Origin of the sequence: Maribacter sedimenticola (genome assembly GCF_900188415.1) — a bacterium.
In the GTDB taxonomy this organism is placed as follows: domain Bacteria; phylum Bacteroidota; class Bacteroidia; order Flavobacteriales; family Flavobacteriaceae; genus Maribacter; species Maribacter sedimenticola.
This window is the reverse complement of sequence record NZ_FZNV01000002.1, coordinates 550,288-574,717: the sequence shown is the minus strand read 5'-3', so window position 1 is coordinate 574,717 and position 24,430 is coordinate 550,288. Positions and strand designations below refer to the sequence as shown.

Annotated in this window: 22 protein-coding genes and 1 other RNA gene; 15 read left to right on the top strand and 8 right to left on the bottom strand. The window is 35.6% G+C overall.

Features of this window, described 5'->3' with window-relative positions:
* Window positions 1-96 precede the first annotated feature (96 nt).
* On the top strand, window positions 97-819 hold the full coding sequence (locus CHB68_RS07525) for a hypothetical protein (protein ID WP_089260236.1): 723 nt from the start codon (window positions 97-99) through the stop codon (window positions 817-819).
* A 9-nt stretch (window positions 820-828) separates the two neighbouring features.
* Here the strand turns inward: CHB68_RS07525 and CHB68_RS07520 are convergent, their stop codons facing one another.
* Both CHB68_RS07520 and CHB68_RS07515 read right to left on the bottom strand, forming a co-directional pair.
* Window positions 829-1,953: a hypothetical protein gene (locus CHB68_RS07520; protein WP_089260235.1), complete on the bottom strand. Its 1,125-nt coding sequence runs from the start codon at window positions 1,951-1,953 to the stop codon at window positions 829-831.
* A gap of 32 nt (window positions 1,954-1,985) precedes the next feature.
* Complete coding sequence (locus tag CHB68_RS07515; protein ID WP_089260234.1) at window positions 1,986-3,608, bottom strand: ABC-F family ATP-binding cassette domain-containing protein; 1,623 nt, start codon at window positions 3,606-3,608, stop codon at window positions 1,986-1,988.
* Between the two features lie 178 nt (window positions 3,609-3,786).
* Here CHB68_RS07515 and CHB68_RS07510 point away from each other — a divergent pair, with 178 nt between their 5' ends.
* On the top strand, window positions 3,787-5,169 hold the full coding sequence (locus CHB68_RS07510; protein ID WP_089260233.1) for a TlpA family protein disulfide reductase: 1,383 nt from the start codon (window positions 3,787-3,789) through the stop codon (window positions 5,167-5,169).
* A gap of 30 nt (window positions 5,170-5,199) precedes the next feature.
* Here CHB68_RS07510 and CHB68_RS07505 read toward each other — a convergent pair whose 3' ends face one another.
* Together CHB68_RS07505 and ffs are read right to left on the bottom strand one after the other, a co-directional pair.
* Window positions 5,200-6,009, bottom strand: a complete 810-nt coding sequence (locus CHB68_RS07505) for an SDR family oxidoreductase (protein WP_089260232.1) — start codon at window positions 6,007-6,009, stop codon at window positions 5,200-5,202.
* A gap of 90 nt (window positions 6,010-6,099) precedes the next feature.
* Window positions 6,100-6,198, bottom strand: an RNA gene (gene ffs / locus CHB68_RS07500) — signal recognition particle sRNA small type.
* 135 nt (window positions 6,199-6,333) lie between these two features.
* On the opposite strand from ffs, the gene CHB68_RS07495 reads away from it, so the two are divergent.
* The 8 genes from CHB68_RS07495 to CHB68_RS07460 all read left to right on the top strand — a co-directional run bounded on the left by CHB68_RS07495 (window position 6,334) and on the right by CHB68_RS07460 (window position 14,217).
* Entirely contained in the window at window positions 6,334-7,389 is a 1,056-nt protein-coding gene (locus tag CHB68_RS07495) for a glutaminyl-peptide cyclotransferase (protein WP_089260231.1), read from the top strand.
* Window position 7,390: 1 nt separating this feature from the next.
* Window positions 7,391-7,780 (top strand): acyl-CoA thioesterase, encoded by a 390-nt coding sequence (locus CHB68_RS07490; protein WP_089260230.1) that lies wholly within the window; start codon window positions 7,391-7,393, stop codon window positions 7,778-7,780.
* Between the two features lie 19 nt (window positions 7,781-7,799).
* A complete protein-coding gene (locus CHB68_RS07485) occupies window positions 7,800-9,344 on the top strand; it encodes a hypothetical protein (protein ID WP_245838864.1) in 1,545 nt (514 codons plus the stop codon).
* A 139-nt stretch (window positions 9,345-9,483) separates the two neighbouring features.
* Window positions 9,484-10,215 (top strand): LytR/AlgR family response regulator transcription factor, encoded by a 732-nt coding sequence (locus CHB68_RS07480; RefSeq protein WP_089260229.1) that lies wholly within the window; start codon window positions 9,484-9,486, stop codon window positions 10,213-10,215.
* 136 nt (window positions 10,216-10,351) lie between these two features.
* The gene (locus tag CHB68_RS18545) at window positions 10,352-10,528 is read left to right on the top strand and encodes a hypothetical protein (RefSeq protein ID WP_179213160.1); all 177 of its coding nucleotides are present in this window, start codon (window positions 10,352-10,354) and stop codon (window positions 10,526-10,528) included.
* A gap of 94 nt (window positions 10,529-10,622) precedes the next feature.
* On the top strand, window positions 10,623-12,716 hold the full coding sequence (locus tag CHB68_RS07470) for a tetratricopeptide repeat-containing sensor histidine kinase (RefSeq protein ID WP_143815180.1): 2,094 nt from the start codon (window positions 10,623-10,625) through the stop codon (window positions 12,714-12,716).
* Window positions 12,717-12,744: 28 nt separating this feature from the next.
* Complete coding sequence (locus CHB68_RS07465; protein ID WP_089260226.1) at window positions 12,745-13,416, top strand: response regulator; 672 nt, start codon at window positions 12,745-12,747, stop codon at window positions 13,414-13,416.
* A gap of 156 nt (window positions 13,417-13,572) precedes the next feature.
* A complete protein-coding gene (locus CHB68_RS07460; protein WP_089260225.1) occupies window positions 13,573-14,217 on the top strand; it encodes a hypothetical protein in 645 nt (214 codons plus the stop codon).
* 12 nt (window positions 14,218-14,229) lie between these two features.
* Here the strand turns inward: CHB68_RS07460 and glyA are convergent, their stop codons facing one another.
* Window positions 14,230-15,504, bottom strand: a complete 1,275-nt coding sequence (gene glyA, locus CHB68_RS07455) for a serine hydroxymethyltransferase (RefSeq protein ID WP_089260224.1) — start codon at window positions 15,502-15,504, stop codon at window positions 14,230-14,232.
* 245 nt (window positions 15,505-15,749) lie between these two features.
* Between glyA and CHB68_RS07450 the strand changes: the two genes are divergently transcribed.
* The gene (locus tag CHB68_RS07450; RefSeq protein ID WP_089260223.1) at window positions 15,750-16,934 is read left to right on the top strand and encodes a hypothetical protein; all 1,185 of its coding nucleotides are present in this window, start codon (window positions 15,750-15,752) and stop codon (window positions 16,932-16,934) included.
* A 30-nt stretch (window positions 16,935-16,964) separates the two neighbouring features.
* On the opposite strand, the gene ytxJ is transcribed toward CHB68_RS07450, so the two are convergent.
* Window positions 16,965-17,360, bottom strand: a complete 396-nt coding sequence (ytxJ, locus tag CHB68_RS07445) for a bacillithiol system redox-active protein YtxJ (RefSeq protein WP_089260222.1) — start codon at window positions 17,358-17,360, stop codon at window positions 16,965-16,967.
* 156 nt (window positions 17,361-17,516) lie between these two features.
* On the opposite strand from ytxJ, the gene clpB reads away from it, so the two are divergent.
* Window positions 17,517-20,117, top strand: coding sequence for an ATP-dependent chaperone ClpB (clpB, locus tag CHB68_RS07440; RefSeq protein WP_089260221.1), 2,601 nt, complete (start codon window positions 17,517-17,519; stop codon window positions 20,115-20,117).
* A gap of 110 nt (window positions 20,118-20,227) precedes the next feature.
* Complete coding sequence (locus CHB68_RS07435; protein ID WP_089260220.1) at window positions 20,228-20,821, top strand: TetR/AcrR family transcriptional regulator; 594 nt, start codon at window positions 20,228-20,230, stop codon at window positions 20,819-20,821.
* 81 nt (window positions 20,822-20,902) lie between these two features.
* On the opposite strand, the gene CHB68_RS07430 is transcribed toward CHB68_RS07435, so the two are convergent.
* The gene (locus tag CHB68_RS07430) at window positions 20,903-22,531 is read right to left on the bottom strand and encodes a PorP/SprF family type IX secretion system membrane protein (protein WP_089260219.1); all 1,629 of its coding nucleotides are present in this window, start codon (window positions 22,529-22,531) and stop codon (window positions 20,903-20,905) included.
* Window positions 22,532-22,615: 84 nt separating this feature from the next.
* On the opposite strand from CHB68_RS07430, the gene CHB68_RS07425 reads away from it, so the two are divergent.
* Together CHB68_RS07425 and smpB are read left to right on the top strand one after the other, a co-directional pair.
* Window positions 22,616-23,158 (top strand): SixA phosphatase family protein, encoded by a 543-nt coding sequence (locus tag CHB68_RS07425; protein ID WP_089260218.1) that lies wholly within the window; start codon window positions 22,616-22,618, stop codon window positions 23,156-23,158.
* Between the two features lie 87 nt (window positions 23,159-23,245).
* Window positions 23,246-23,707 carry an SsrA-binding protein SmpB gene (gene smpB, locus CHB68_RS07420; RefSeq protein ID WP_089260217.1) on the top strand — a complete coding sequence of 154 codons (462 nt, stop codon included), beginning with the start codon at window positions 23,246-23,248 and terminating at the stop codon, window positions 23,705-23,707.
* Here smpB and CHB68_RS07415 read toward each other — a convergent pair.
* On the bottom strand, window positions 23,704-24,345 hold the full coding sequence (locus CHB68_RS07415; RefSeq protein ID WP_089260216.1) for a protein-L-isoaspartate(D-aspartate) O-methyltransferase: 642 nt from the start codon (window positions 24,343-24,345) through the stop codon (window positions 23,704-23,706). The genes smpB and CHB68_RS07415 overlap by 4 nt on opposite strands.
* Window positions 24,346-24,430 lie beyond the last annotated feature (85 nt).

The window sequence follows — 24,430 nt, the reverse complement described above, 5'->3', positions numbered from 1 at the left end:
TCAATTTAACAAAATATTAACATTTTTTAAGATTAAACAAAATTTCAACAATCTCATTAATTGGCTAACTTTGAGAGGATTGCTAAAGAAAGAGATATGTTATTACCTAAAACAGACCTTGAAAAAAAATTACACAAAGCTAAGTCTAAGCGTGTACAATCAGAAGAAAACCTACTTAATAACGTATTAGAAATTTTCTCTCAAGTAGATGAAGATTTAGACCGTATTGAGACCAATGTATCTTCATCCTCAAAAATGTTACAAAATGATTTTAAGTTAAATGAATTGAAACTTGAAAACATTTATCACATTGATGATATAAAAAACATTTGTATAGATTACCGCTTACGCTTTTTGGATACCAAATATTTTAAAGGAAAACTACCGGTTGAAGCCCTCTCCAAAATAAAACAATTGGAAAATTTACATCAAACGGAAATTAAAGGTTTTAAAATTATAGCTCCATCCAAACTATTTAAATTGGAAGACAAGGATGATCCTTTACTTTTTGCCCCAATAGGCAATGGTTATTTTTATTTAATTCATAAATGGGGCAATGATCTACACCCCATGAGAAAGTTATTGATGTGGCCGTTTAAAAACATAGTGAATTTAGCGGTTCTTGTACTAATAATCAGTTATGTAGCCACATTGATGATTCCCAATGGTCTTTTCTCAAAATCCAGTACTAATGCCCAATTTTGGATCATGTATTTTTTTGTGTTCAAGTGTATTGCTGCAGTAGTTATTTTTTATGGCTTTGCCCTGGGTAAAAATTTCAATCCGGCCATTTGGAACAGCAAATATTTTAATAGTTAATATTCATTGCTATTTCACAAAAATGCTTTGCGGAACACCTTCTAAATCTATATGATCAATTAGCTTAAAATCTGGAGTTATACCGACTCTTAAAATTCCGCCATGTTGCAATTGGTTCTTTTTCTGATAGCCTATCAGGATAAAACCATTGGCATCATCGTAACCAATTGCAGTCGTAGCTCCGATATTGTATTTTACATCCATCTCTGACTCCGTTAAAAAATTTTCGAACAGATAAACTACCGTACTGTTTCGTTCAAAATTATATATTGCGGGTACCGTATTGACAACAGCGGACGATTCCGTCTTTTGATAATAGATTTGGCCGGAACTATCCATGTAAACATCTCTAGCCGTTAAAAACCCCGGCTCGGTACCTTTGCCGTACATGGTGTAGGTCTTATCCAAACTTACCGGGTCCAAGGTGGTGTGCAACTCTGGGTAAGCCACAATGACCTGATTACTGTGATTTCTTAACAGTTTGGCTGCATCGTTCCCCATATCCAATTCCGTTAGTTGGCCTTTTGATTCTTCGTCAATAACTGTTAAGTAATAAGCATTATCTACATATTCATTAGCGGTCAATACAAATAACCTTCCTGTAGAAGGTATCATATCCACAGGTTTTTTATCCAACATAATATCTACAAACGAAGCCTGACCACCCGTTCTTGAAATGGACCGTATAGCGAATTGGTCATTCTTGCCGGCCAATTCCTGTATATAGGCTATATATATTGCATTTTCAGTATAAGCAATAGCAGTAACTTCAATATCACATGGATTTATATCGGTAAATGCGGTTATGACAAAGGAATTATCGTTTTGTGCGTTGAACACTTGAACAAAGGCTTGACAATTATTGGTATAATAATAACCTATACTTTGTTTGTCCCTATAGTTTTGGGTAGTATTAGGAATTTTTTCAAATCCCGCGGATTCTTCCTTTAGTTCCATACCATCTTCCGCAGCGGCCAAGATCACTGCAGATGTACGGCCATCCTTTTCCAAAATAACAGTATAATCGGCATCGATTAAGGAAGAAGGCTCTTCCGTATCTATATTGGTAACCGTATCACAAGCTAGGATACTTAGGGCCATACCAATATAGGCCACATAGTTGTAGGTTTTCATAAAACATTGATTTGGGTTAATCTATTTTATGCTTAAACAGCGTACATCTTATTACGTTGCTCCTTTAATGCCTTGTCAGACATATATTCATCAAACGTAGAATACCTATCAATGTTGCCCTTAGGAGTTAATTCTATGATCCTGTTTGCAACCGTTTGGGCAAATTCATGATCATGGGTAGTAAACAGTACCGTTCCCTTAAAATTCTTTAGCGAGTTATTGAATGCCGTAATACTTTCCAGATCTAAATGGTTGGTAGGTTCGTCCAACATTAACACATTGGCCCTTAACAACATCATTCTACTAAGCATACAGCGTACTTTTTCTCCTCCGGAAAGAACCGTACATTTCTTTAATGCCTCTTCTCCACTGAATAACATTTTACCAAGAAATCCTCTAATATATACTTCTTCTCGCTCTTCCTCGGTTTTGGCATACTGTCTTAACCAATCTACAAGATTTATGTTTTCGTTAAAAAATTCAGCATTATCTGCCGGCAGATAGGATTGTGTAGTGGTAACACCCCATTGAAAAGATCCCTTATCCGCCTTTTTGTTCCCGTTTATAATTTCATAAAAAGCTGTTGTAGCCCTTGAATCCCTTGAAATCACAGCAATTTTATCCCCTTTGGCGAGATTTATATTGATATTGTTAAACAATAATTCTCCTTCATCCGTAGAAGCGGAAAGTCCTTCTACCTGTAAAATCTGATCGCCGGCCTCTCGTTCCCTATCAAAGATAATTGCCGGATATCTTCTACTAGAAGGCTTAATATCATCTACCTTTAATTTGGACAACATCTTCTTACGAGATGTAGCTTGTTTACTTTTAGCTACGTTGGCACTAAAACGTGCAATAAACTCTTGCAACTCCTTGGCTTTCTCTTCAGATTTCTTATTCTGTTGTGCTCTTTGGCGGGCTGCCAATTGGCTACTCTCATACCAAAATGTGTAGTTACCCGAGTATAGATTAAGTTTTCCAAAATCAATATCCCCAATATCCGTACACACCGTATCCAAAAAGTGACGGTCATGCGAAACTACGATCACTGTATTTTCATAATCTGCCAAAAAGTTCTCTAGCCAACTAATTGTTTCATAATCCAGATCATTGGTAGGCTCATCCATAATCAATACATCCGGATTTCCAAATAAGGCCTGTGCCAAAAGTACCCTTACCTTTAATTTGGAATCAAGTTCCGACATCAACGTATAATGATATTCTTCATTGATTCCTAAATTGGAAAGTAAAGCCGCGGCATTGCTATCCGCGTTCCATCCGTTCATTTCTTCAAAGCTAACCTGCAGCTCCCCTATCCTATCTGCATTCTTATCATCATAATCAGCATAAAGGGCATCTATTTCCTTTTTAATTTCATACAAAGGCTTATTACCCATTACCACGGTTTCCAATACGGTATAGGCATCGGCAGAATTATGGTTCTGCTCCAAAATGGACATTCTTTTTCCTGGCTCTAGATGAACATGGCCGGAAGTAGGTTCAATTTGTCCTGCAAGAATCTTTAAGAATGTAGATTTACCTGCACCATTGGCACCAATGATACCATAACAGTTTCCTTGGGTGAAAGCAACGTTTACTTCATCGAACAACACCCTTTTTCCAAATTGTACAGAAAGATTAGATACAGAAAGCATAATAACAGTAATTTAAAAATCCGTGCAAAAATACAGAATAAATAAGCTTTTTCAAGTATGTAAAGCATCTATTTCCATTAAGTTATTATACTTTCAACTTCACAATATTTAACTAGCCGTTAACAGCTACCAGCCCTTACGTTCCTTATTTTTGGAATGTATCAGTCCCTAATACCATATGATTAGAATTCTACTCTGTACAATTGTACTTTTTTCTGTAGCCTGCACCTCTTCCAAAAAGGATTCGGAAACCGTTCTATTCGCAGGCGAAATCGTAAACCCTACCAGTGACCAAGTAGTACTTTTTAAGGGCGGGGAAAAAATTGATTCTGCCAAACTGGACAGTAAGAATAGATTTAAATTTAATTTGGCCAATATAGAAAATGGCCTTTACCATTTTAACCTTGCTCCCGAGTACCAATATGTATATCTAGAAAAAGGAGATAGTTTAATGGTTAGGCTCAACACCATTTATTTTGATGAATCCTTAGTGTTTTCCGGAACAAACGAGGAGCTTAACAATTTTCTTTTGGAATTGTTTTTATCTGCAGAAGAGGAAGATAGAGCAATGTACGCTGAATATTATGAAATGGAACCTCAGGAATTTCTTTCCAAAATTTCAAGTCTTAAGAATGATAAGTTAAAACGATTGAACGAACTAAGAGCAGAAACTGCCATTTCTGATGATGGCTATGAACTTTTGGCCGGTAATATTGAATATACGTACAATAGGTATAAGGAAATTTATCCTTTTCAACATAGAAGAAAAACTGCAGAGGAAAATATACATGAACTCCCAAAAGGTTTTTATGCCTACCGCAACACCATTGATTATAACAATAAGAATTTTACCTACCTAAGACCCTATTACGATTTCATGAAGGCCCATTTTGGCAATATGTCCTATATGAACTGTATAAAAGGCTGCGAAAATAGAAACTTTAAAACCAGTAAACATTTACATTTTAACAAGCACAAACTACAATTGATCGACAGTCTTGTTGTGGAGAAGGAATTAAGGGATAATTTGTTCAGAAATGTGGCTTTTGACTATCTTTTAAAAAGAAAGGACAAACCTGAGTACAATGAAATGTTCTTGAATGAATTTAAAACGGTCTCCAAAAACAACATGCATATAGAGGAGATTGAAAATCTATACCAAGGAATAGCTAACCTACAGCCTTCCAAGGTCATACCTAATTTAAGCGTTGCCTCATTTGATAATGAAACCAGAACACTGTCAGAGATTGGAAAGAACAAAAAGGTAATGTTCTATTTTTGGTCAGGAAACAATAAAAAACAATACCAAGAAATTTTTAAAAGAGTAGCGGAACTAAAGGACAAAAAACCCGACCACGAATTTGTAGGTATCAACATTAGGACGGACTACAGCGATTGGAAGGTCATTTTAAAAAACCTAGGTGTGGACACCCGATCCCAATACCATACGGACAACTATAAGGAATTTACTGAAACATTGGTCATCTACCCTATGAACAAGGCCATAATAACCAATAATGGCGTAATAGTGGACGGTTTTTCCAACATTTATTATAATTGAATTTAAATCCGGTATTCTTCCGGTATATCCTTAATTGGCGCTGTGCCGCTCCAATAATCTTTCAAACCAAAGACCCGGCAAAACACTTTTAAGGGTCAATGATAGTTTTTGAATAAAAGACCCAACCTTGTAATGGGGCCTAGGATTTTTTGTTTCAATAATTTTAGCAATCTTTCTGCCAACATCACGTGGATCGCCACCACCGTCCACATCTTGGTCAATAGATTCTAATGTGCTTTGATACTTTTCTTTATAAGGAGAGTTTTCAAATACAGGAGTGTGATACCTCCCTGAAGCTATATTAGTTGCAAAATCCCCTGGTGCCAAAGTGGTAAATTTCACCCCAAAAGGTTTAGTCTCCATTCTGTAACTTTCAGTTACCAATTCCAAAGCTGCCTTACTTGCAGAATAAATACCCCTATAAGGTAATCCCATATAACCGGCTATTGAAGTAATATTGATTATTAAACCATGTTGCTGACGACGCATTATGGGCAAAACTTCATTGATGACACTGAGAGGACCGTTAAAATTAGTAGCAAAGGCCTTAATGATTTCCTCTTGAGGAGTTTCTTCCATAGGTCCCGTAATACCCACTCCGGCATTGTTTATCAAAACATCCAAGGTATCTTCTTTTTCCATTAGCGTTGAAACCGCTTTAGCTATGGTAGCAGTGTTACGAACATCCATTTCCAAAAGTGGAAAATCTTTAAACAAGGGGTATTTTGACTTGTTACGTGTAGTGCCATAAACTTTATATCCTTGCTCTGTTAGATAAATGCCTACTGCCTTTCCTATTCCCGAAGAACCGCCTGTTATTAAAACTACTTTTGAATTCATTTTTCAGAAAAATAAGTGAATCAAAACCATAGATAATTCTGGTTTTTAACAAGTTACCTTTTTAAAAATTATTTGAATATAAGGTACAAAAAAAGGCAAGCTACCTACATCGCACCGCTACGACCATATACCCTTGCTGCGTTCCCGCCCTGGGGGATTCTACAGGAGCTGGTCGTGTAGGACTTGCCAGCTGCAAATATACAATCTTTTAAATCTTTCACAATCCTTTTAGTTTCTAATTTTTATGAATTAAATTGCCTTCTCTAAACAGCAATTCTTACGTGCTGAAAATCAGTATAGAAACATAAATACCAAAATTTTTTAATGAGAATAGTTAAGATAATTTGCATAATTCTTATACCGAGCCTTTATATGGCATGTGGCAGTGGCAATCAAAAAGCATCGAATTTATTTGAAATCACCATTGATAAAAATGTAAAAAAAATTACACAATTTGATGAAATAGGTGTTACCATTAAAAATAAAAAAAATAAGGATATTAACCAGGTCACCTATAGTATAGACGGCAAAGATGTTCCACTTACCAACAATACTATTAAAATTGATGTATCCACTCTAGGAAATAAAACCCTTACCGCTAAAATTAATTTTGAAGGTGAAACCGTTGTAATCAATAAGAACATTAAAGTTTTTTCAGCAAAAGCTCCTGAAATATATACGTATACCATCATAAAGGAATATCCTCATGATACCGGTGCCTATACACAAGGATTGGAATTCTTCAATGACACCCTATATGAAAGTACGGGTAAGAACGGAAAATCATTTTTAAGGAAATTAGATTTTTCAACTGGCAAGGTTTATGAACATATAAATTTGGACGATAGTTATTTTGGAGAAGGCATTACCATTTTAAACGACAAAATTTACCAACTTACTTGGAAAAGCGGACTTGGATTTATTTATGACCTACATACCTTTAAGAAATTGGATAATTTTCAATATGGAAAAAGTCGTGAAGGATGGGGACTTGCCAATGACGGCAATAAAATATTTAAGAGTGATGGAACGGAAAAGATTTGGTTCATAAACCCTAATACCATGACCGAGGAAGGTTATATTGAAACCGTTACCAATTCATCTATCGTAAATTCCGCAAATGAATTGGAATTTGTTGATGGAAAACTTTATGCTAATGTATATCAAAAGCCTAGTGTCATGATTATCAATAGTAATTCTGGTGCCATTGAAGGGGTTATTAATTTTAGTGGACTTAGTGATTTAATAACAAAATCGGCAAATTGGGACAAGGTAAACAATGTTTTGAACGGTATAGCTTATCATCCTGAACGGAAAACTTTTTTCGTTACCGGAAAATTCTGGGATAAAATGTTTGAAGTAAAAATCCAGAAAAAATAATATGGATGTATACAGGAAAGAACTTATAGTTTCTAAAGATGACCTGGATGACTTGAACCATGTTAATAATGTACGTTATGTCCAATGGATTCAAGATATATCAAAAGAGCATTGGCAGCACAAAGCCCCCACTGAGCTGCAAGAAGAAGTAATTTGGGTAGTACTAAGTCACCATATTGAATACAAATCTGCGGCATTTTTAAATGACCCTATAGTCATGACAACTTATATCAAGACGAGCACAGGAGCAAAATCTACCAGAATTGTAGAAATGATTCATGGAAAAACACAAAAGGTATTGGTTCTTGCCCGTACGGAATGGTGTTTATTGAACAGCAAGACCAATAGGCCTATTAGGGTGTCCGATAAACTAAAGGATATTTTCCTTTAACCTGAAAAATATAACGGTTGTGCGAGTAAATTTTCTTATTGTATTCTCTGCCATCATTGCCTTAATTTTTACTACTTCCTGTAGAAAGAATTTTGAATATTCCCCAAGTATGGGGCAATTGACCTTTTCCAAGGACACGGTTTTTCTCGATACCGTATTTACCAATATTGGCAGCAGTACATATACATTAAAAGTGTATAACCGCACTAAAGAGGATATGTTTATTCCTGAAATATCCTTAAGAAACGGCGCCGATAGTTATTATAGATTAAATGTGGACGGTGTGGCGGGTAAAACATTTGACAATATTCCATTATACGCTCAAGACAGTCTGTATATACTAATTGAAACGACTATTGAGATTAAGGATAATAGTAATGAAATTATATATACGGATGCCATTTTGTTTGATCAATCTCCTTTTCAACAATCCGTAGAATTGATTACTTTGGCAAAAGACGCCATTTTTTTGCACCCCAATAATTGGGGAAGCAATGCAAACAATATCACTTTATATACCGATGAAAATGGTGATGAAGTAAGCGTAAACGGTTTTGAACTTAGTGAAGATTCGTTACATTTTACTGCCAATAGACCATATGTAATTTATGGTTACGCCATAGTACCTGATGAAAAAGAACTTCAAATCGATGCTGGTGCAAGGGTATATTTTCACAACAATTCCGGTTTGGTTGTAAGTGAAAAAGCTCGTATTACAATTAATGGCAAATTGAGTGATGATAAAGAGCGTTTAGAAAATCAAGTGATTTTTGAAGGAGACAGACTTGAACCTGCTTATAATGATATGCCCGGTCAATGGGGAACTATCTGGATAAGTAAAGGAAGTATTGGAAACACTATAGATTATCTGACCATTAAAAATGCACAGATCGGATTATTTATTGAAGGGGAAGCAATTCAAAATACAGAATCACTGGTCATAAGAAATAGTCAGGTTTATAATAATGGCCAACATAATATCTGGGCCAAACAAGCAATTATAATAGCAGAAAACCTTGTTTTAGGTGGTGCAGGCTCTACCTCCCTGCAAATAGAAAACGGAGGCCACTATAATTTTACGCATTGTACCATTGCCAATTATTGGAATAAAGGGTTTAGAATTGTACCAACCCTTACCGTTTCCAATAGTTCCAGAAGTAATCCAGAACTTCATTTTGATTTAGTACGACTTGATTTTAAAAATAGCATCATTGATGGCAATACGGCATATGAACTAGAACTTACCCCATCTAATGATAAATTGTTCAACTTCAGTTTTCTAAATTGCCATATACAATATACGCAAGACCAACTACCCACTGAGAATGGTCCGTTATATGATTTTTTAAATACGGATTATTATTCCAACATCTATACGGGAGGAAATTTGGATTATTTCAAACCTTCCAGCAATGGTTTTAGAATAGGTCTGGATTCTTATGTAATTGGTAAAGGCGACCAAAATATTGCCAACAATGTACCAAATGACCTACTAGGAACCTCCCGGACATTAACTTCAGATTTGGGTGCATATCAAGCAATAATGAAAGAAACGAGCGAATAACAAGCTTAAACTTGAAAGGTTTTTCTCTCACAAAGCCTATATACATTGATTTTATCAAAAAGTCCTCCATTTTTATAAGGACATTCTTGGTCCGTAATTAGCTGGCTATAAGTAATTTCGTAGTAGACACTAATTACTTTTGGATTACACGTACACCATAATAGATTCTGATGCTGTTTCCAATTTGCAGTTACATGCATTTTTGGATGAATATGGTGATTTTCAATGTATTAATACCACCACAAATCCCAATGATGGGTTAAATGATATTTTAAAGTTTAGTCCAGATATCGTATTTATCAACCTTAACCATGATTATGCATCCATATTTTTAATGGTCATGGAAATACACCAATACGTAAATGAACTACCAATACTTATTGGAATAGCTACTTCCAAGGATTATGCCTATGATGCTATAAAAAATGGCTTCTTTGATTATTGGCTTCAACCCTTTAATGAATTTGACATTAGAAAATCATTATTAAAATTGAAAAAGAGAATGCCAAAGGAGAAAGCACCCGCTACCTTGTGCATAAAATCATATAACGATTTTCAGTATTTGAACACTAATGATATCCTTTATTTAAAAGCCGACAACAATACTACAGAGTTTTTTATGAAGGACGGTACGGTAACCAATGCCTACAAGACACTAAAAACCTTTGAAAATACGTTACCTAATAACTTTATACGTATTCACCAGAGTTATATCGTCAATACTGATTATGTTTCTAGGATAAATTTTGGAAAATCTATTTGCGCTTTAAAGACCGTCAACGAACAATTACCGTTCTCCAAAACCTATAGGGAAAATATGAACAACCTTAAGAAAGTGTTATCCAAAAATACACTAAGTTCACTAAATTAACGAATTCTCTCAAAATCAGGTCATTTACTAGCAGATACCACCTTTTCACTAAAGTGTGGAAAAACTTAATATTTAAGTGTTTAATGGATATTACTTTGGCAGTATAATAAACCAAAAACCCCTAAAAACACACAAAATGAAAAAAGTAACGAGTATTTTAGCAGTAGCAGTAATGGCGTTAGGCATGGCAACTTTTGTAATTGAGAATAGTGCCAATGAATTTGATTTTTTAAATGATATTTCTAAAGCTTTAGCTTGTGGAGATTGTTCAGCTGAATTGCCTCCTAGAGGTGGACAGTCTGGCGTAAGCTAAACAGTTTTTATAACCATATAAAAAGTCTTCAACAATAAAGTTGAGGACTTTTTTTTATACCTTGGTTTCTAAGAAAATCAATAAACCATTTTTTTTGCTAAAAAAATACCTGCATACCATTTTACTTTTATTCATACTACAAGGTTGTTCCAAGTCTGAAACGATATTGGACGAAAAAGTTCAACCCTCAACCAATGATAGTATAAGTATATGGATTAAAGAGAGCCAAACAGTTCATATCAATGATTTAGCAAAATTGGAACTTTTACAAAAAGCAGTTCAATACGCTGCTTATCCTCAATCCGATACCATAAAAGCAAAGTATTACACCCAACTTTCTTACGACCAAAATTTTACCTTCGACAGCACTTTGTTTAGAGAAGTAAATAAAAATGCCATAAAATTTAATCAAAAAATTAAAGACTCCTTATCTCTTGGAAACGCATATTGGGATTTAGCTTTTTTTTATAATAATTATGCTATTCAAGATAGCGCATATTATGCATATAATGAGGCTCAAAAAATTTTTGAAGGTATTAGTCAAGTTGAAATGTCTGGAAGAATGTTTTTGGAAATGGCAAAAATACAGACTGAAATAAAAGATTATATAGGCAGCGAATCTACAGTCATAAAAGCTATTGAACAATTCAAACAAACGGATAACACACTTTTCCTATATCATAGTTATAACTTACTTGGAATCTCTTCAGGTTCTTTAGGTGAAGTAGAAAAGTCTCTAGCCTACTATAATGAAGCATTGTATTATTTAAATCAATTAAATTTTAATAATTATGAAGAAGCCCAACTTCTTAATAATATTGGAGTCGTATATAGGGATAATAAAGATTATAATAAGGCTATTGAGAATTTCAATAAAGTACTGACTACAAATGAAATCCTGCAAAAAAACCCTAAACTATACGCTATAGCTTTAAGCAACCTTGCAACCAGTAGATTATACAAAAATGATACGGCAGGAGTAAATTCTTTGTTTATAAAAGCAATTAACTTAAAGACCAACTTAAATCAAAAAACTAGTTTAGCTACTTCTTACCATAAATATGCAGAGTATAAAGCATATGCTAAGGATACGGCAACGGCCATTATCAATGCAAAAAAAGCAGAAAACCTTTCTTTAGAAAGTGAAAACAATGAAACCTTGCTACAAACCTGGTCTCTACTAGCTACATTAGATAAAAAAAATTCAATAGATTATTTTGAAAAATATATTCAATTAGACGATAGTTTACAAAAAGAAGAACGTAAACAACAAAACAAATTTGCACGTATCCGATTTGAAACCGATGAATTTATTGCTGAAAATGTGGAGCTTGAAAGTGAAAAGAACATTCTTTCCAGACAACGCAGTATTTGGATTGCCATTGCAGGGGGGTTATTTTTATTAGGACTATCCATCTATATCATTATTACCCAACGTGCCAAAAACCAAAAACTTCGTTTTGACCAACAACAGCAGGCCAATAACCAGGAAATTTTTAACCTTATGCTTACCCAAAAACAAAAAGTTGATGAGGTTAAACGGCTGGAACAAAAAAGAATATCAGAAGAGTTACATGACGGCGTACTTGGTAAAATGCTGGGCGCTAGAATGATTTTGACCGGATTAAATAAACGTGTAACGGAAGAAGCCATTGCCGAAAAATCAAAGGCATTGGGCTCTCTCCAGGAAATTGAGAATGAGATCCGTTCAATTTCTCATGAACTGAGCCATACCGCTTACCAGAAGATCAACAACTTTACAGATTCTATAGAATCACTTTTAGATGCTGCTAAAAGAAATGTGGCCATTAATACTTTCTTTAAATTCAATGAAGATGAGGATTGGGATAGTTTGGACGGTGATATTAAAATCAATGCCTATAGAATTATCCAAGAAACGTTTCAAAATGCAATTAAGCATGCCCAATGCAGTATATTTGAAATAACGTTTCTTAGAACGGATGATGAATTTAAGATAATTATGAGTGATAATGGGGTAGGTTTTAAAAATGTAAAAGGCAAAAAAGGTATAGGTATTAGAAATATTACTTCTAGGATCAATAAGCTAAACGGTACGTGGAACATAGAATCCGCAAAAGGTAAGGGAACCACAATTACCTTAAGGATACCTATTAAAAATAAATCAAATAATTTTGACGATAATAATACTAGGTTTGAAAACGTTTAGTAACTTACAATAGCATAGAACAACCATAATGGATTCAACAGTAAGGATTTTAGCGGTAGATGATCATGAAATGACGACTTTAGGATATAAATATATCTTGGAAGATTCTGATTTTAATGATTTTAACGTAAAAGTTGAAATCGCAAAAAGTTTTGAAAAAGGTAAGGCTAAGATTGAACTATCAAAAAGAGCCATTCCCTATGATATAATTCTATTGGACATCCAGCTTTTCTCAGTAGAATCCAAAGACCCCAGAACTGGTATTGACCTTGGTATTTTAGCAAGAGAAGAAGTTCCTAAATCAAAAGTTGTATTTATGTCTTCATACAGTGACAATTACCGTATCAACAATATCTTTAAAAAAGTTAATCCGGACGGCTACATGGTAAAGTCAGAGATAGATGAACTTTCTTTGAAAAGTATGGTAGAGACCATTATGAAGAATTCATCGTATTATACTGCGAGTGCCTTGGCTGCCATAAGAAGAAGAATGTCCAGTGATATTGTAATCGATGATCAAGATCAAAAAATTCTTTATCATCTATCACAAGGAATCCATACCAGGGATATTGCCCCTTTGATCGGTTCTGCCAATACTACGGTCGAAGCTCGTAAAAGACAACTGAAAGCGTTATTTGATATAAAAAACGGCAATGATTTAGCACTAATCAACGAAGCCAAAAATCGTGGTTTTCTTTAAAAATCAACCACCTAAATTAAGTAATTGATTTACAGATAATTATGATTTATCTGTGTCATTTTATTATAATATCCTCCAAAATTATAAGGTTTTCCTAGTATTATAAAATTGGGGAGAAAAGTATCTTTATAGAAAGAATGCTATAAAAAATTGCTTATGCCTTTCAATTTTGAAAACTTTATCAACAATTCTAGATTAAAATTAGAATACAATAAAGAGATAATTGGCTTAGATGAATTTCTATCTACCCTAGAGTTTTATTACTTTTCTACAGTAAAATTAAAGAGTAAAAGTATAACATCTAACGGAATAAATCTGGTTCTGGAATTTGATTGCAACCTGGATTTAATGGAATTATTTTCACATTTCAATACCGGTAGATGGGGCAACAACCATAAAAACGAAGCGCCTTTACAACACGGTTTGGAAGTACTTAATTTGAAAAACAAACATGTCATAGATATAGATGAGCTTACAATTTCGTTAAATGATACCAGTATTGTAATTAAGCGCATTTATGACAAAAGTATTCCTACACAAATCAATAATATTCTAAAACAGATTGCGTGTAATTATGTCTTTTTGACCAAGGGACTTACACAAAAACCTTATGAAATTTTTGTGCCCATTTTTGAAGAAAATTTGGAAAATTCTGAAATTTCAGATTCAGCCATAGATTTTGCCCCAAAATCTTATTTAGAATTCTGGGGCATTTATCTTGATAAGGATGATGAGGCCTCTATTTATGACGTAATGCGTAATACTTACGTCAGCGGAGACCTTGAGTTTCTAACAGAATAAATGATTCGTGACCTAGGCGTTGAAAATAGGCCTGGTATTCATCATTGCATTAACCTTGGACTTAACGGTTTTCAAGGTTTTTTCATTTTCTGGGTTGTTGATGACCTGATCAATTAAATCAACCACAACCTCCATATCCGCTTCTACTAGACCACGTGTGGTAATTGCTGCAGTACCAAATCTAATACCAGAAGTTACAAAAGGTGATTTATCGTCAAAAGGCACCATATTTTTGTTTGCGGTAATATCTGCTTCTACCAATGCTTTTTCGGCATCTTTACCGGATATATCTTTATTTCGCAGATCGATCAACATCATGTGGTTATCCGTACCGCCAGAAATAATATGATAATCACGCTTAACAAATGCCTTGGCCATTGCATCGGCATTTTTCTTTACCTGCTCAATATATGTCGCATACTCACTTGTTAAAGCTTCACCGAAAGCAATAGCTTTACCAGCTATCACATGTTCTAACGGACCTCCTTGATTACCAGGAAAAACGGCCAGATCCAATAAAGCTGACATTTTTCTTAGCTTGCCGTTCTTTAAGGTTATCCCAAACGGATTTTCAAAATCTTTTCCCATCAATATTAAACCTCCCCTTGGCCCTCGCAAAGTTTTATGTGTTGTTGTAGTCACAATATGGCAATGCGGTATAGGATTGCTCAATAAACCTTTAGCAATTAATCCTGCAGGGTGAGATATATCTGCCAATAAAATAGCGTTCACACTATCCGCAATCTTTCTAAAACGGGCAAAATCCATATCCCTACTGTAGGCAGAAGCACCTGCAATTATCAACTTAGGTTGCTCTTTGGTAGCAATCTCTTGAATTTTATCATAATCCAATCTACCAGTCTCCTTATCCACCCCATAAAATACGGGCTTATACAATCTTCCTGAAAAGTTAACCGGAGATCCGTGGGTTAAATGTCCACCGTGCGATAGGTCAAAACCTAAAATTTTATCTCCTGGCTTTAAACATGCATGATAAACGGCAGCATTTGCTTGCGAACCCGAATGTGGTTGAACATTGGCATATGCGGCACCAAATAGCTCTTTTGCACGATCAATGGCCAACTGTTCTACCTTATCCACAACTTCACAACCACCATAGTAACGCTTTCCAGGGTAGCCTTCTGCGTACTTATTTGTAAGAACGGAACCTTGGGCCTCCATTACTTGGGGACTGGTAAAATTTTCTGAAGCTATCAATTCAATTCCATTGATCTGACGTTGCTTTTCTTCTTCTATTAGATTAAAAATCGTAGTGTCGCGTTGCATGCTGTTCTTTCTTTTGAATAAGTTGCAAAAATACAAATAGACTATCTAATGAAATATAAAAAAGTTCAAAAGGGATTATTTTTTATTAAATAAAAGTTAATAACTATCTATGGTTTATCTGTTTTACTCCAACCATGTATGGATTTCATCGAAAATATACTATTAATCACCCCCATTCGTTATCTATTCAGCTATTTGTGGCACGGCTGTTGAAATAGCTCTATTGAATTCTAAAATTATCAGTCATGAAAAAATTTCTACTATTCAGTTTTATAGGAATGCTCCTTTCATGTAGCGGAGTTAAAAAAACACAAGAAGCCCTAAATACAGGCAATTACCTTGGCGCAATCAACAAGGCACTTGTAAACATTGCAGAAAACAAGACCAAAAAAAGCAATCAGACCTATATTGTTCTTTTGGAAGAAGGTTTTAAAAAACATGCTGAGCGGGAATTACAGCACATAAAATTTTTAAAAAAAGATGGCAATCCTGCTAATTTTGAAGAGATATACAATACCTATAACAACCTAAAGGCTATCCAAGAACGGATCAAACCGTTATTGCCGTTATATATTCAGGATGAAAACAGGAAGGCTCAATTTAGTTTTAAAAATTACGATGATAATATCATAGCTTCTAAATTGAATCTGTCCAACTATTTATATGATAGGGCAAACAACCTAATAAACAACGCCACTTATAAATCTGATTATAGGACAGCTTACAATGAGCTGAATTATTTACAGCAACTTAATCCTAATTTTAAAGATGTAACTTTAAAAATAGATGAAGCCTACCAAAAAGGATTGGATTATGTTTTGGTAGAGATCAACAATAATACGGATATGGTTATTCCACGACGTTTAGAGGATGAACTTTTGAATTTAAATACTTACGGCCTTAACAACCAGTGGACGGAATACCATACCAATGAAATTAAAGATAGAGTGTACGACTATTTAATGGAGCTATCTTTTGAAAATATAAATATTTCACCGGAACAGATAAGCGAAAAGCAAATAAGTAAGGAGAAGCAGATTAAAGATGGTTATACGTTTGTGGAGGATCGCAATGGCAATGTGGTATCGGACAGTTTAGGGAATAGCATTAAAATAGATAAGTTCAAGACGGTTCGTTGTGATTTTTATCAATTTACACAATTTAAGAGTGCGGAAGTTACCGGTGTTGTAAATTTTATAGATTTAAAAAAACAACAAAAAATAAATCAATACCCTTTGAGCAGCCAATTTGTTTTTGAGCATATATATGCCAACTATAGCGGTGACAAAAGAGCCTTGGACAATAATTTAACGGCATTGTTACAGCGTGCAAGAGTACCTTTTCCAAGCAATGAGCAAATGGTATATGATGCAGGGGAAGACTTAAAGAACAACCTCAAAAATATTCTGAACAGACAAAGTTTTAACTAAAAAAAAGCCCCAAATTTCTGGGGCTTTTTTTTATACATATTCTTCTAAGTCTACATCTGAAATTGCACCATGGGAATTATGGTAGACCACTACCCCATTTTTAATGATGAGCATCTGGGGCGATTGATGCATAACGTTAAACTTAGCGGCAATTGCATTGGACACCTCTCTATAGGCAAGTAAGTCTAAAAAATGAAAATCCATTTGCCCTTCATCCAGCTTATAATTGCCCTTGAACATATTCAGGACCATTCTACTGATACCACATGTGGTAGAATGTTTAAAAATTACTTGTGGCCTTGCGGCGGATGCTTGCTTTATTTCTTCTAATTGGGCAACCATGGTCAAATCTCGCCAAGGAATTGATTTACTATTTTGCTCTCCTTCGTTTTTTGCCCCTCCAAAAATTCCACTAAATATTCCCATAAATTATCTTCGGTTTAATGTTCTTGATACACATTGAACCTGACTATTTGTCTGTTGTTTTTTATTAAATCAAGCCATTTTGTCTTACCTTATTACTTGGTAAGATTATTGAACATCACACCTCAAAAGTATTACAATTAACTAAAAATACAGATAATGAACATAAATAATTTTACTATAAAATCCCAAGAGGCTATACAGCATGCCCAACAGATTGCACACAATTTGGGGCATCAACAAATAGAGAATGAACATTTATTCAAGGCCTTAACAGAGGTTGAGGAAAATGTTATGCCCTTTTTACTTAAAAAATTAGGGGTAAATTTTACATTGGTACAACAGATATTGGATAAAGAGCTACAGAGTTTTCCTAAAGTAACAGGTGGTGACATTCAGTTTTCAAGAGAAGCAGGCAAGTCGCTCAATGAAGCCAGTGCCATTGCTAAGGAAATGGGAGATGAATTCGTTTCCATTGAACATTTGTTTATATCCATTTTACGCTCTAAAAGCAAAATTTCCCAAATATTAAAAGACCAAGGTGTTGCGGAAAAACAATTGAATACCGCAATTGCAGAATTAAGAAATGGTGATAAAGTCACCTCGCAAAGTGCTGAGGATAATTACAACTCATTACAGAAATATGCAAAAAACCTAAATCAACTTGCAGATAGCGGTAAATTGGACCCAGTTATTGGTAGGGATGAGGAGATTCGTAGAATTTTACAAATCTTATCTAGGCGTACCAAGAACAACCCAATTTTAGTGGGTGAACCCGGTGTGGGTAAAACAGCCATTGTAGAAGGTTTGGCACATAGAATTATTCAAGGGGATATACCGGAAAACCTCAAGGAAAAAGTTATCTATTCCCTGGATATGGGAGCCTTGATTGCAGGAGCTAAATATAAAGGTGAATTTGAAGAGCGCCTTAAAGCGGTCATTAAGGAAGTAGTTAGTGCAGATGGCAACATTATCCTATTCATAGATGAAATACATACTTTGGTAGGTGCCGGTGGCGGCCAAGGTGCCATGGATGCGGCCAATATTCTAAAGCCGGCCTTGGCACGTGGTGAATTAAGGGCAATTGGCGCTACTACATTAGATGAATATCAAAAGTACTTTGAACAGGATAAGGCACTTGAACGAAGGTTTCAAAAAGTTGTCGTAGACCAACCTGATACTGAAAGCGCAATTTCCATCTTACGGGGAATCAAGGAAAAATATGAGGCCCACCATAAGGTCCGTATAAAGGACGAGGCCGTCATTGCTGCCGTTGAACTTTCCCAACGTTATATTTCCAATAGGTTCTTACCGGATAAGGCTATTGACTTAATGGATGAAGCAGCATCCAAGTTACGAATGGAAATTAATTCCAAACCAGAGGAACTGGATGTGCTTGACCGTAAAATCATGCAATTAGAAATTGAAATTGAAGCCATAAAGCGTGAAAACGATAAACAAAAGCTAAAGGTCTTAAATTTAGACTTAGCCAATGTTAAGGAAGAACGTAATGAAATATTTGCTCAATGGGAAAGTGAAAAAACCGTTGTGGACAATATTCAACAAACAAAGTTGGACATTGAAAACTACAAGGCAGAAGCCGAGCGTGCAGAACGTAACGGGGATTATGGCACCGTTGCCGAAATTAGATATGGCAAGATCAAAGAGGCACAGGAAAAACTTACCAAGTTGCAAGATGATCTCAATGCGCAACAAAATTCGGGAACACTTATTAAAGAAGAGGTTACCAGTGAGGATATTGCAGAGGTAATTGCCAAATGGACTGGAATTCCGGTTACCAAGATGCTACAGAGTGAACGTGAAAAATTGCTGAAATTGGAAAAGGTATTGCACAAACGTGTGGTTGGCCAAGAGGAGGCTATTGAGGCCGTTTCAGATGCCATACGAAGAAGTAGGGCCGGCTTGCAAGATGCCAAGAAACCAATTGGATCGTTCTTATTCTTAGGTACTACAGGTGTCGGTAAGACTGAATTGGCCAAAACATTGGCAGCATATCTGTTTGATGATGAAAACGCGATGACCCGAATAGATATGAGCGAATATCAAGAACGCCATTCGGTTAGTAGATTAGTAGGCGCCCCTCCAGGATATGTGGGGTATGATGAAGGAGGCCAATTGACAGAGGCGGTCAGAAGAAGACCATATTCAGTAGTTCTTTTGGATGAAATTGAAAAAGCCCATCCAGATACGTTCAATATTCTTTTACAAGTATTGGATGAAGGTAGGTTAACCGATAATAAAGGTAGGGTTGCAGATTTTAAAAACACTATTATAATCATGACGAGTAACATGGGTAGTGCAATCATACAGGAGAAATTTGAGAATACAGATGATATCTATAGCGCAACTGAAGCGGCCAGGATTGAAGTTCTTGGGCTACTGAAAAAAACGATTAGACCTGAATTTATCAATAGGATAGACGATATTGTAATGTTTACGCCTTTGACCAAAGATAACATTGAGGAAATTGTAAAGTTGCAGTTAGAAAACTTGAAGAAGATGTTGGATAAGCAACAAATTACTTTGGATGCTACCCAGGAAGCAATAGAATATTTGGCAAACAAGGGATATGACCCACAATTTGGAGCACGGCCCGTCAAAAGAACGATACAGCGGGAAGTATTGAACAATCTTTCCAAATCGTTGTTAAGCGGTGAAATCAAATCTGATAGTGTTGTTTTATTAGATGCTTTTGACAACAGCCTTGTATTTAGAAATCAAGAGGATATTACCGTATAATTTTATAAATTGATAATTAAGCGTCCATATAATTTTTATGGACGCTTTTTTTTATCAACAATATATACCATACAGTATAGATTTTTTATATTCGCATAAAACCGTCGAATATGTCTACCAAAGCCGAAAGAACGACCGCCTATATTATTGAGACAGTCGCACCAGTGTTCAACAAGCACGGTTATATTGGCACCAGTATGAGCGATTTGACCGAAGCCACCAATTTAACCAAAGGAGCGTTATATGGCAATTTCGAAAATAAGGAGGCGTTGGCCCTATCTGCCTTTGAATATAACCGCACTTTATTATTAAACGCAATAGATGAACAACTGGCCATTGAGGGCACCGCAATGGAGAAAATCGGCAACTTAATCGCATTTTATAAAAAGTATGATGTATTTACCCTTACCATGGGTGGCTGCCCCATTCTTAATGTGGGTATAGATGCACAACATAATAACCGGTTACTGGCTTCCGCTACAAAGGAAACCATTAAGGACATTGAGGGTAAAATTGCTTTGGTCCTTGAAAACGGGGTAAATAAGGGCGAATTTAAACTTCCTGTTACGCCCTTACAGTTTGCAAAGCAATTATTTACCATTATACAAGGCTCTATTGCAATGGCAACCTTGACCAAGGATAGAAAATATTTATTGAATACGGTTACCTACTTGGAAGTGCTCATTAGGAGAGAACTAAAATAAAACTAAGTACCCTTTTATAAAAAAGGGCATCCTTTCACAATAGATAAAAGCAATACTGGGTATAAGTATTATACCCCATAACTATTTACCCGTAACCCTAAATATCCATAACTTTTCAGTATAACGGCCATTTAACTTTGAATCTCTAGCCTGTCTGGCTTCTTTTATTGTGTTATACTTTCCTAAATATACATAATTGTACTTATTCAATGAACGATAAAAAGATTTAGGATTTAAGCCTTTCTTACCCATATCCGCCATAAAGGCATCTAAATACTTCTTGGTTCCAAATACATTAGCTATTAAATAATAACCTGGGGTCAAGGAGCCTTCTTTTTCCACTTCTTCATACTTCTCTCCTGCCCTTGGCTGTACCACTTCATTACGTGCGGCCAATTGCTCCGCTTCGGCAATAGCGGCATTTGCCTTTGCTATTGAATCTTGCTTTTGCTGCTGCAACGCCGCTAAGGCCTCTTCCTTTTGCCTCATATCCAATGCTATGGAATCCTGCTTCCTTTTTTGATCTAATGCTCTTGCATCGGCTAGTGCTTGTGCCGCCTTGGCTTCTGCAATGGAATCACGCATTTTTCGTAAATCTCTTTTGGAAATCTTTTCCTCCGCTTCAGCCAATCGTGTAGATTCCGATATGGAATCCTGTATTCTTTGGGCCTGTAACTTTTCCAAACGATCTTGCTTTTTGGCCTCTCTTTTAACGGCAAGCTTTTCTGCCCTAGTCAATTCATCCTTAACCAGTTCTTCTTTTTCCTTTTGGGCCGCTATCAACTCTTCTTCAAGTTGATCCTCCGTAGATTGTAATTTGCCCAATTTATAAGACGTTACCAATTCAAAGGATGGGTCCTGACCTTTCAGGTCGTTACTGGTACCTACTTCTACAAGAGCACCTATGGACAATCGTTTAAAAAACCTGCCACCTACTCCACCGGAAATACCATAAAAACTATTATAACCTCCTTGCACCCAATATTTGTTAGTGGTCAACAACGCTTGTAGCCCCAATTGATTATCCACGCCCGGTACGGTTTTATAATATAAGGAGGGTCTTAGAACTGAATTATCATCCCCATTTAAAATTGAAATGGGAATATCGTAACTGGCCAACGCAAAAAACATTCGGTCACCAGGGTCGGAGTTACGTTCATTTGTGCTAAGGTTATAGTCAAACAGATTTTCCGACACTAAACCTATGTTGAATTTATCGACCCTTAAATTTATACCTGGCGCCATTTGAATAATAAAATCATTGCTAATGGTGGTCTGAATTGGATTGGGCACAAAAAAGCGTTGATCGGCCAATTTTTGCTGAAATGCAAAAAGGTTAAGTCCAACACCCAGAAATACATCCTCATCCAATTGAATGTTGTACGCATAGTTCAATGCTGCGCCCGTATTTAAATAAATACCGGTATTATGTTGAAAAAAACCCACACCTGCTGCGGAAACTTCATTGATATTGGCCGTATAGTTTATAAATAATGATGTAGGATCGGCATCATAGGTTTGCCATTGCCATCTGGCCCACATGGCAATGGAAGACGGATTGTTGCGCCCTAAGCTATATGCCGGATTTAATAAGCTACCATTATATTCAGTAAGGTTTTGTTGTCTAAAATCAGTAGGCAGTACGACATCCTGCGCCCTTAAGCCTAAAACTACAAAACCAATAAGAAGTGCCCCACAGAATTTTTTCATATGCAAAAAAACAAAAAATAGACTATTTATAGTACTATTTTAAACTAATTTTAGTTATTAAATTAATCCAATAAATTTAATTTTATGAAAGTTGTAAAATTTGCGCTTCTTATATTGCTAACCTTTACGCTATCCTGCAAGGAAGAACCAGCAAAAGATCTACCAAACGAAGAAATTTCGGTTTCAACTTTTTACTTGATTAGGCATGCGGAAAAAATAAGAAGCAACCCAGATGACGCGGATCCAGAATTAAACCAAAAGGGTTTGGGAAGGGCAATGCATTGGGCAGAAATTTTTAATGACGTTGAGTTGGATGCCATTTACTCTACCAATTATAACAGAACATCCATGACCGCTGCTCCCACATCGGTCAAAAAAAATATTGACGTTCAATATTACGACCCTAGAATCCTTGATATTGAACAATTTAAGGCAGATAACCTCAATAAAAATGTTCTTATCGTAGGCCATAGCAATACCACACCGGAGTTTGTCAATTTATTGATTGAGGAAGATAAATTTACAGATATCGATGATAGTGAAAACGGTACTTTGTTTATCGTTCAAATTGTCAATGATATACCCACCGTAACCAAACTTTTGTTCAACTGTAATTGCCCTGACTAAGTAAAGGCCTATACGTTAAAACGCCACTTAATCAAATAATGACAATTTTCCCCCACTTTCATACAATTGTGCTTATTTTTGCTTTTAATGCAAAAGAATATCAACATTAAGAACAAAAGAGCTCGTTTTGAATATGAGCTTCTGGATAAATATACAACGGGAATAGTTTTGGCCGGTACCGAAATAAAATCTATTCGTGAAGGTCGTGCCTCCATTTCCGAGAGTTTCTGTGAATTTAACGACAAGGGAGAATTATTCGTCATTAATATGCAAATAGATGAATATTCCCATGCGTCTCATTTTAATCATAAACCCAAAGCAGAACGTAAATTACTCTTACAAAAAAGAGAGCTTAAAAAATTGAGCAAAGAGGTAAAAACATCAGGACTTACAATTGTTCCCTTAAACCTTTTCATAAACGAAAGAGGATTGGCCAAGCTACAAATAGCATTGGCAAAAGGTAAAAAATTATACGACAAAAGAGAAGTACTTAAAGACCGCGACAACAAACGTAACCTTGATCGTGTAAAAAAGAATTTTAATAATTAGTTCTTATTTTCAAGTAAGGGCACAAACTTAAAAGAACCATATTCTGTTTTGGAAAATTCTTTTTCGGTCGTTCTTACGAACAAGGTCATAATTTGTTCCTCAAATCCAATTGGTATGACCAATCTACCCCCCACCTTTAACTGAGACAACAGAGCCTTTGGTACCTCTGGAGCACCTGCTGTTACTATTATACGATCAAACGGTGCATTTTCCGGAAGCCCCTTGTATCCATCCCCAAATATGATTTTTTTAGGGCGATATCCCATTTTTTTAAAGAATAAGTTGGTTTTCTTGAAAAGTTCCAATTGACGTTCTATGGTATAAACCTTTACCTTAAGGTTCAATAATATTGCGGTTTGATATCCGCTACCCGTACCTATTTCCAAAACTTTGTGCCCTTCTGCCAATTGCAATAATTCAGTTTGAAATGCAACGGTATAAGGATGTGAAATAGTTTGGTTCGCAGCAATAGGAAAAGCTTTGTTCTGGTAGGCATGCCCTTCAAAACTGCTATCCATAAATAAATGTCTAGGAATTTCCCTTACGGCGTCAAGAACTTTATTGTCCGTAATTCCCTTATCAATCAATAGTTGCGCCAAATGATTGCGCATTCCCCTGTGTTTTAAGGTATCTCTCAATGGTAGTTGGTTTGGAAACCAAAGTTAGCAAAGTTCTTTCAACCAACGAAGACCCTGTTCAAAACTTAAGCTCAAATTCATAAAA

Coding starts and splice junctions, on each gene's coding strand:
- CHB68_RS07525 (WP_089260236.1), top strand. CDS start 97: ATGTTATTACCTAAAACAGACCTTGAAAAAAAATTACACAAAGCTAAG.
- CHB68_RS07520 (WP_089260235.1), bottom strand. CDS start 1,953: ATGAAAACCTACAACTATGTGGCCTATATTGGTATGGCCCTAAGTATC.
- CHB68_RS07515 (WP_089260234.1), bottom strand. CDS start 3,608: ATGCTTTCTGTATCTAATCTTTCTGTACAATTTGGAAAAAGGGTGTTG.
- CHB68_RS07510 (WP_089260233.1), top strand. CDS start 3,787: ATGATTAGAATTCTACTCTGTACAATTGTACTTTTTTCTGTAGCCTGC.
- CHB68_RS07505 (WP_089260232.1), bottom strand. CDS start 6,009: ATGAATTCAAAAGTAGTTTTAATAACAGGCGGTTCTTCGGGAATAGGA.
- CHB68_RS07495 (WP_089260231.1), top strand. CDS start 6,334: ATGAGAATAGTTAAGATAATTTGCATAATTCTTATACCGAGCCTTTAT.
- CHB68_RS07490 (WP_089260230.1), top strand. CDS start 7,391: ATGGATGTATACAGGAAAGAACTTATAGTTTCTAAAGATGACCTGGAT.
- CHB68_RS18545 (WP_179213160.1), top strand. CDS start 10,352: ATGAAAAAAGTAACGAGTATTTTAGCAGTAGCAGTAATGGCGTTAGGC.
- CHB68_RS07465 (WP_089260226.1), top strand. CDS start 12,745: ATGGATTCAACAGTAAGGATTTTAGCGGTAGATGATCATGAAATGACG.
- CHB68_RS07460 (WP_089260225.1), top strand. CDS start 13,573: ATGCCTTTCAATTTTGAAAACTTTATCAACAATTCTAGATTAAAATTA.
- glyA (WP_089260224.1), bottom strand. CDS start 15,504: ATGCAACGCGACACTACGATTTTTAATCTAATAGAAGAAGAAAAGCAA.
- CHB68_RS07450 (WP_089260223.1), top strand. CDS start 15,750: ATGAAAAAATTTCTACTATTCAGTTTTATAGGAATGCTCCTTTCATGT.
- ytxJ (WP_089260222.1), bottom strand. CDS start 17,360: ATGGGAATATTTAGTGGAATTTTTGGAGGGGCAAAAAACGAAGGAGAG.
- clpB (WP_089260221.1), top strand. CDS start 17,517: ATGAACATAAATAATTTTACTATAAAATCCCAAGAGGCTATACAGCAT.
- CHB68_RS07435 (WP_089260220.1), top strand. CDS start 20,228: ATGTCTACCAAAGCCGAAAGAACGACCGCCTATATTATTGAGACAGTC.
- CHB68_RS07430 (WP_089260219.1), bottom strand. CDS start 22,531: ATGAAAAAATTCTGTGGGGCACTTCTTATTGGTTTTGTAGTTTTAGGC.
- CHB68_RS07425 (WP_089260218.1), top strand. CDS start 22,616: ATGAAAGTTGTAAAATTTGCGCTTCTTATATTGCTAACCTTTACGCTA.
- smpB (WP_089260217.1), top strand. CDS start 23,246: ATGCAAAAGAATATCAACATTAAGAACAAAAGAGCTCGTTTTGAATAT.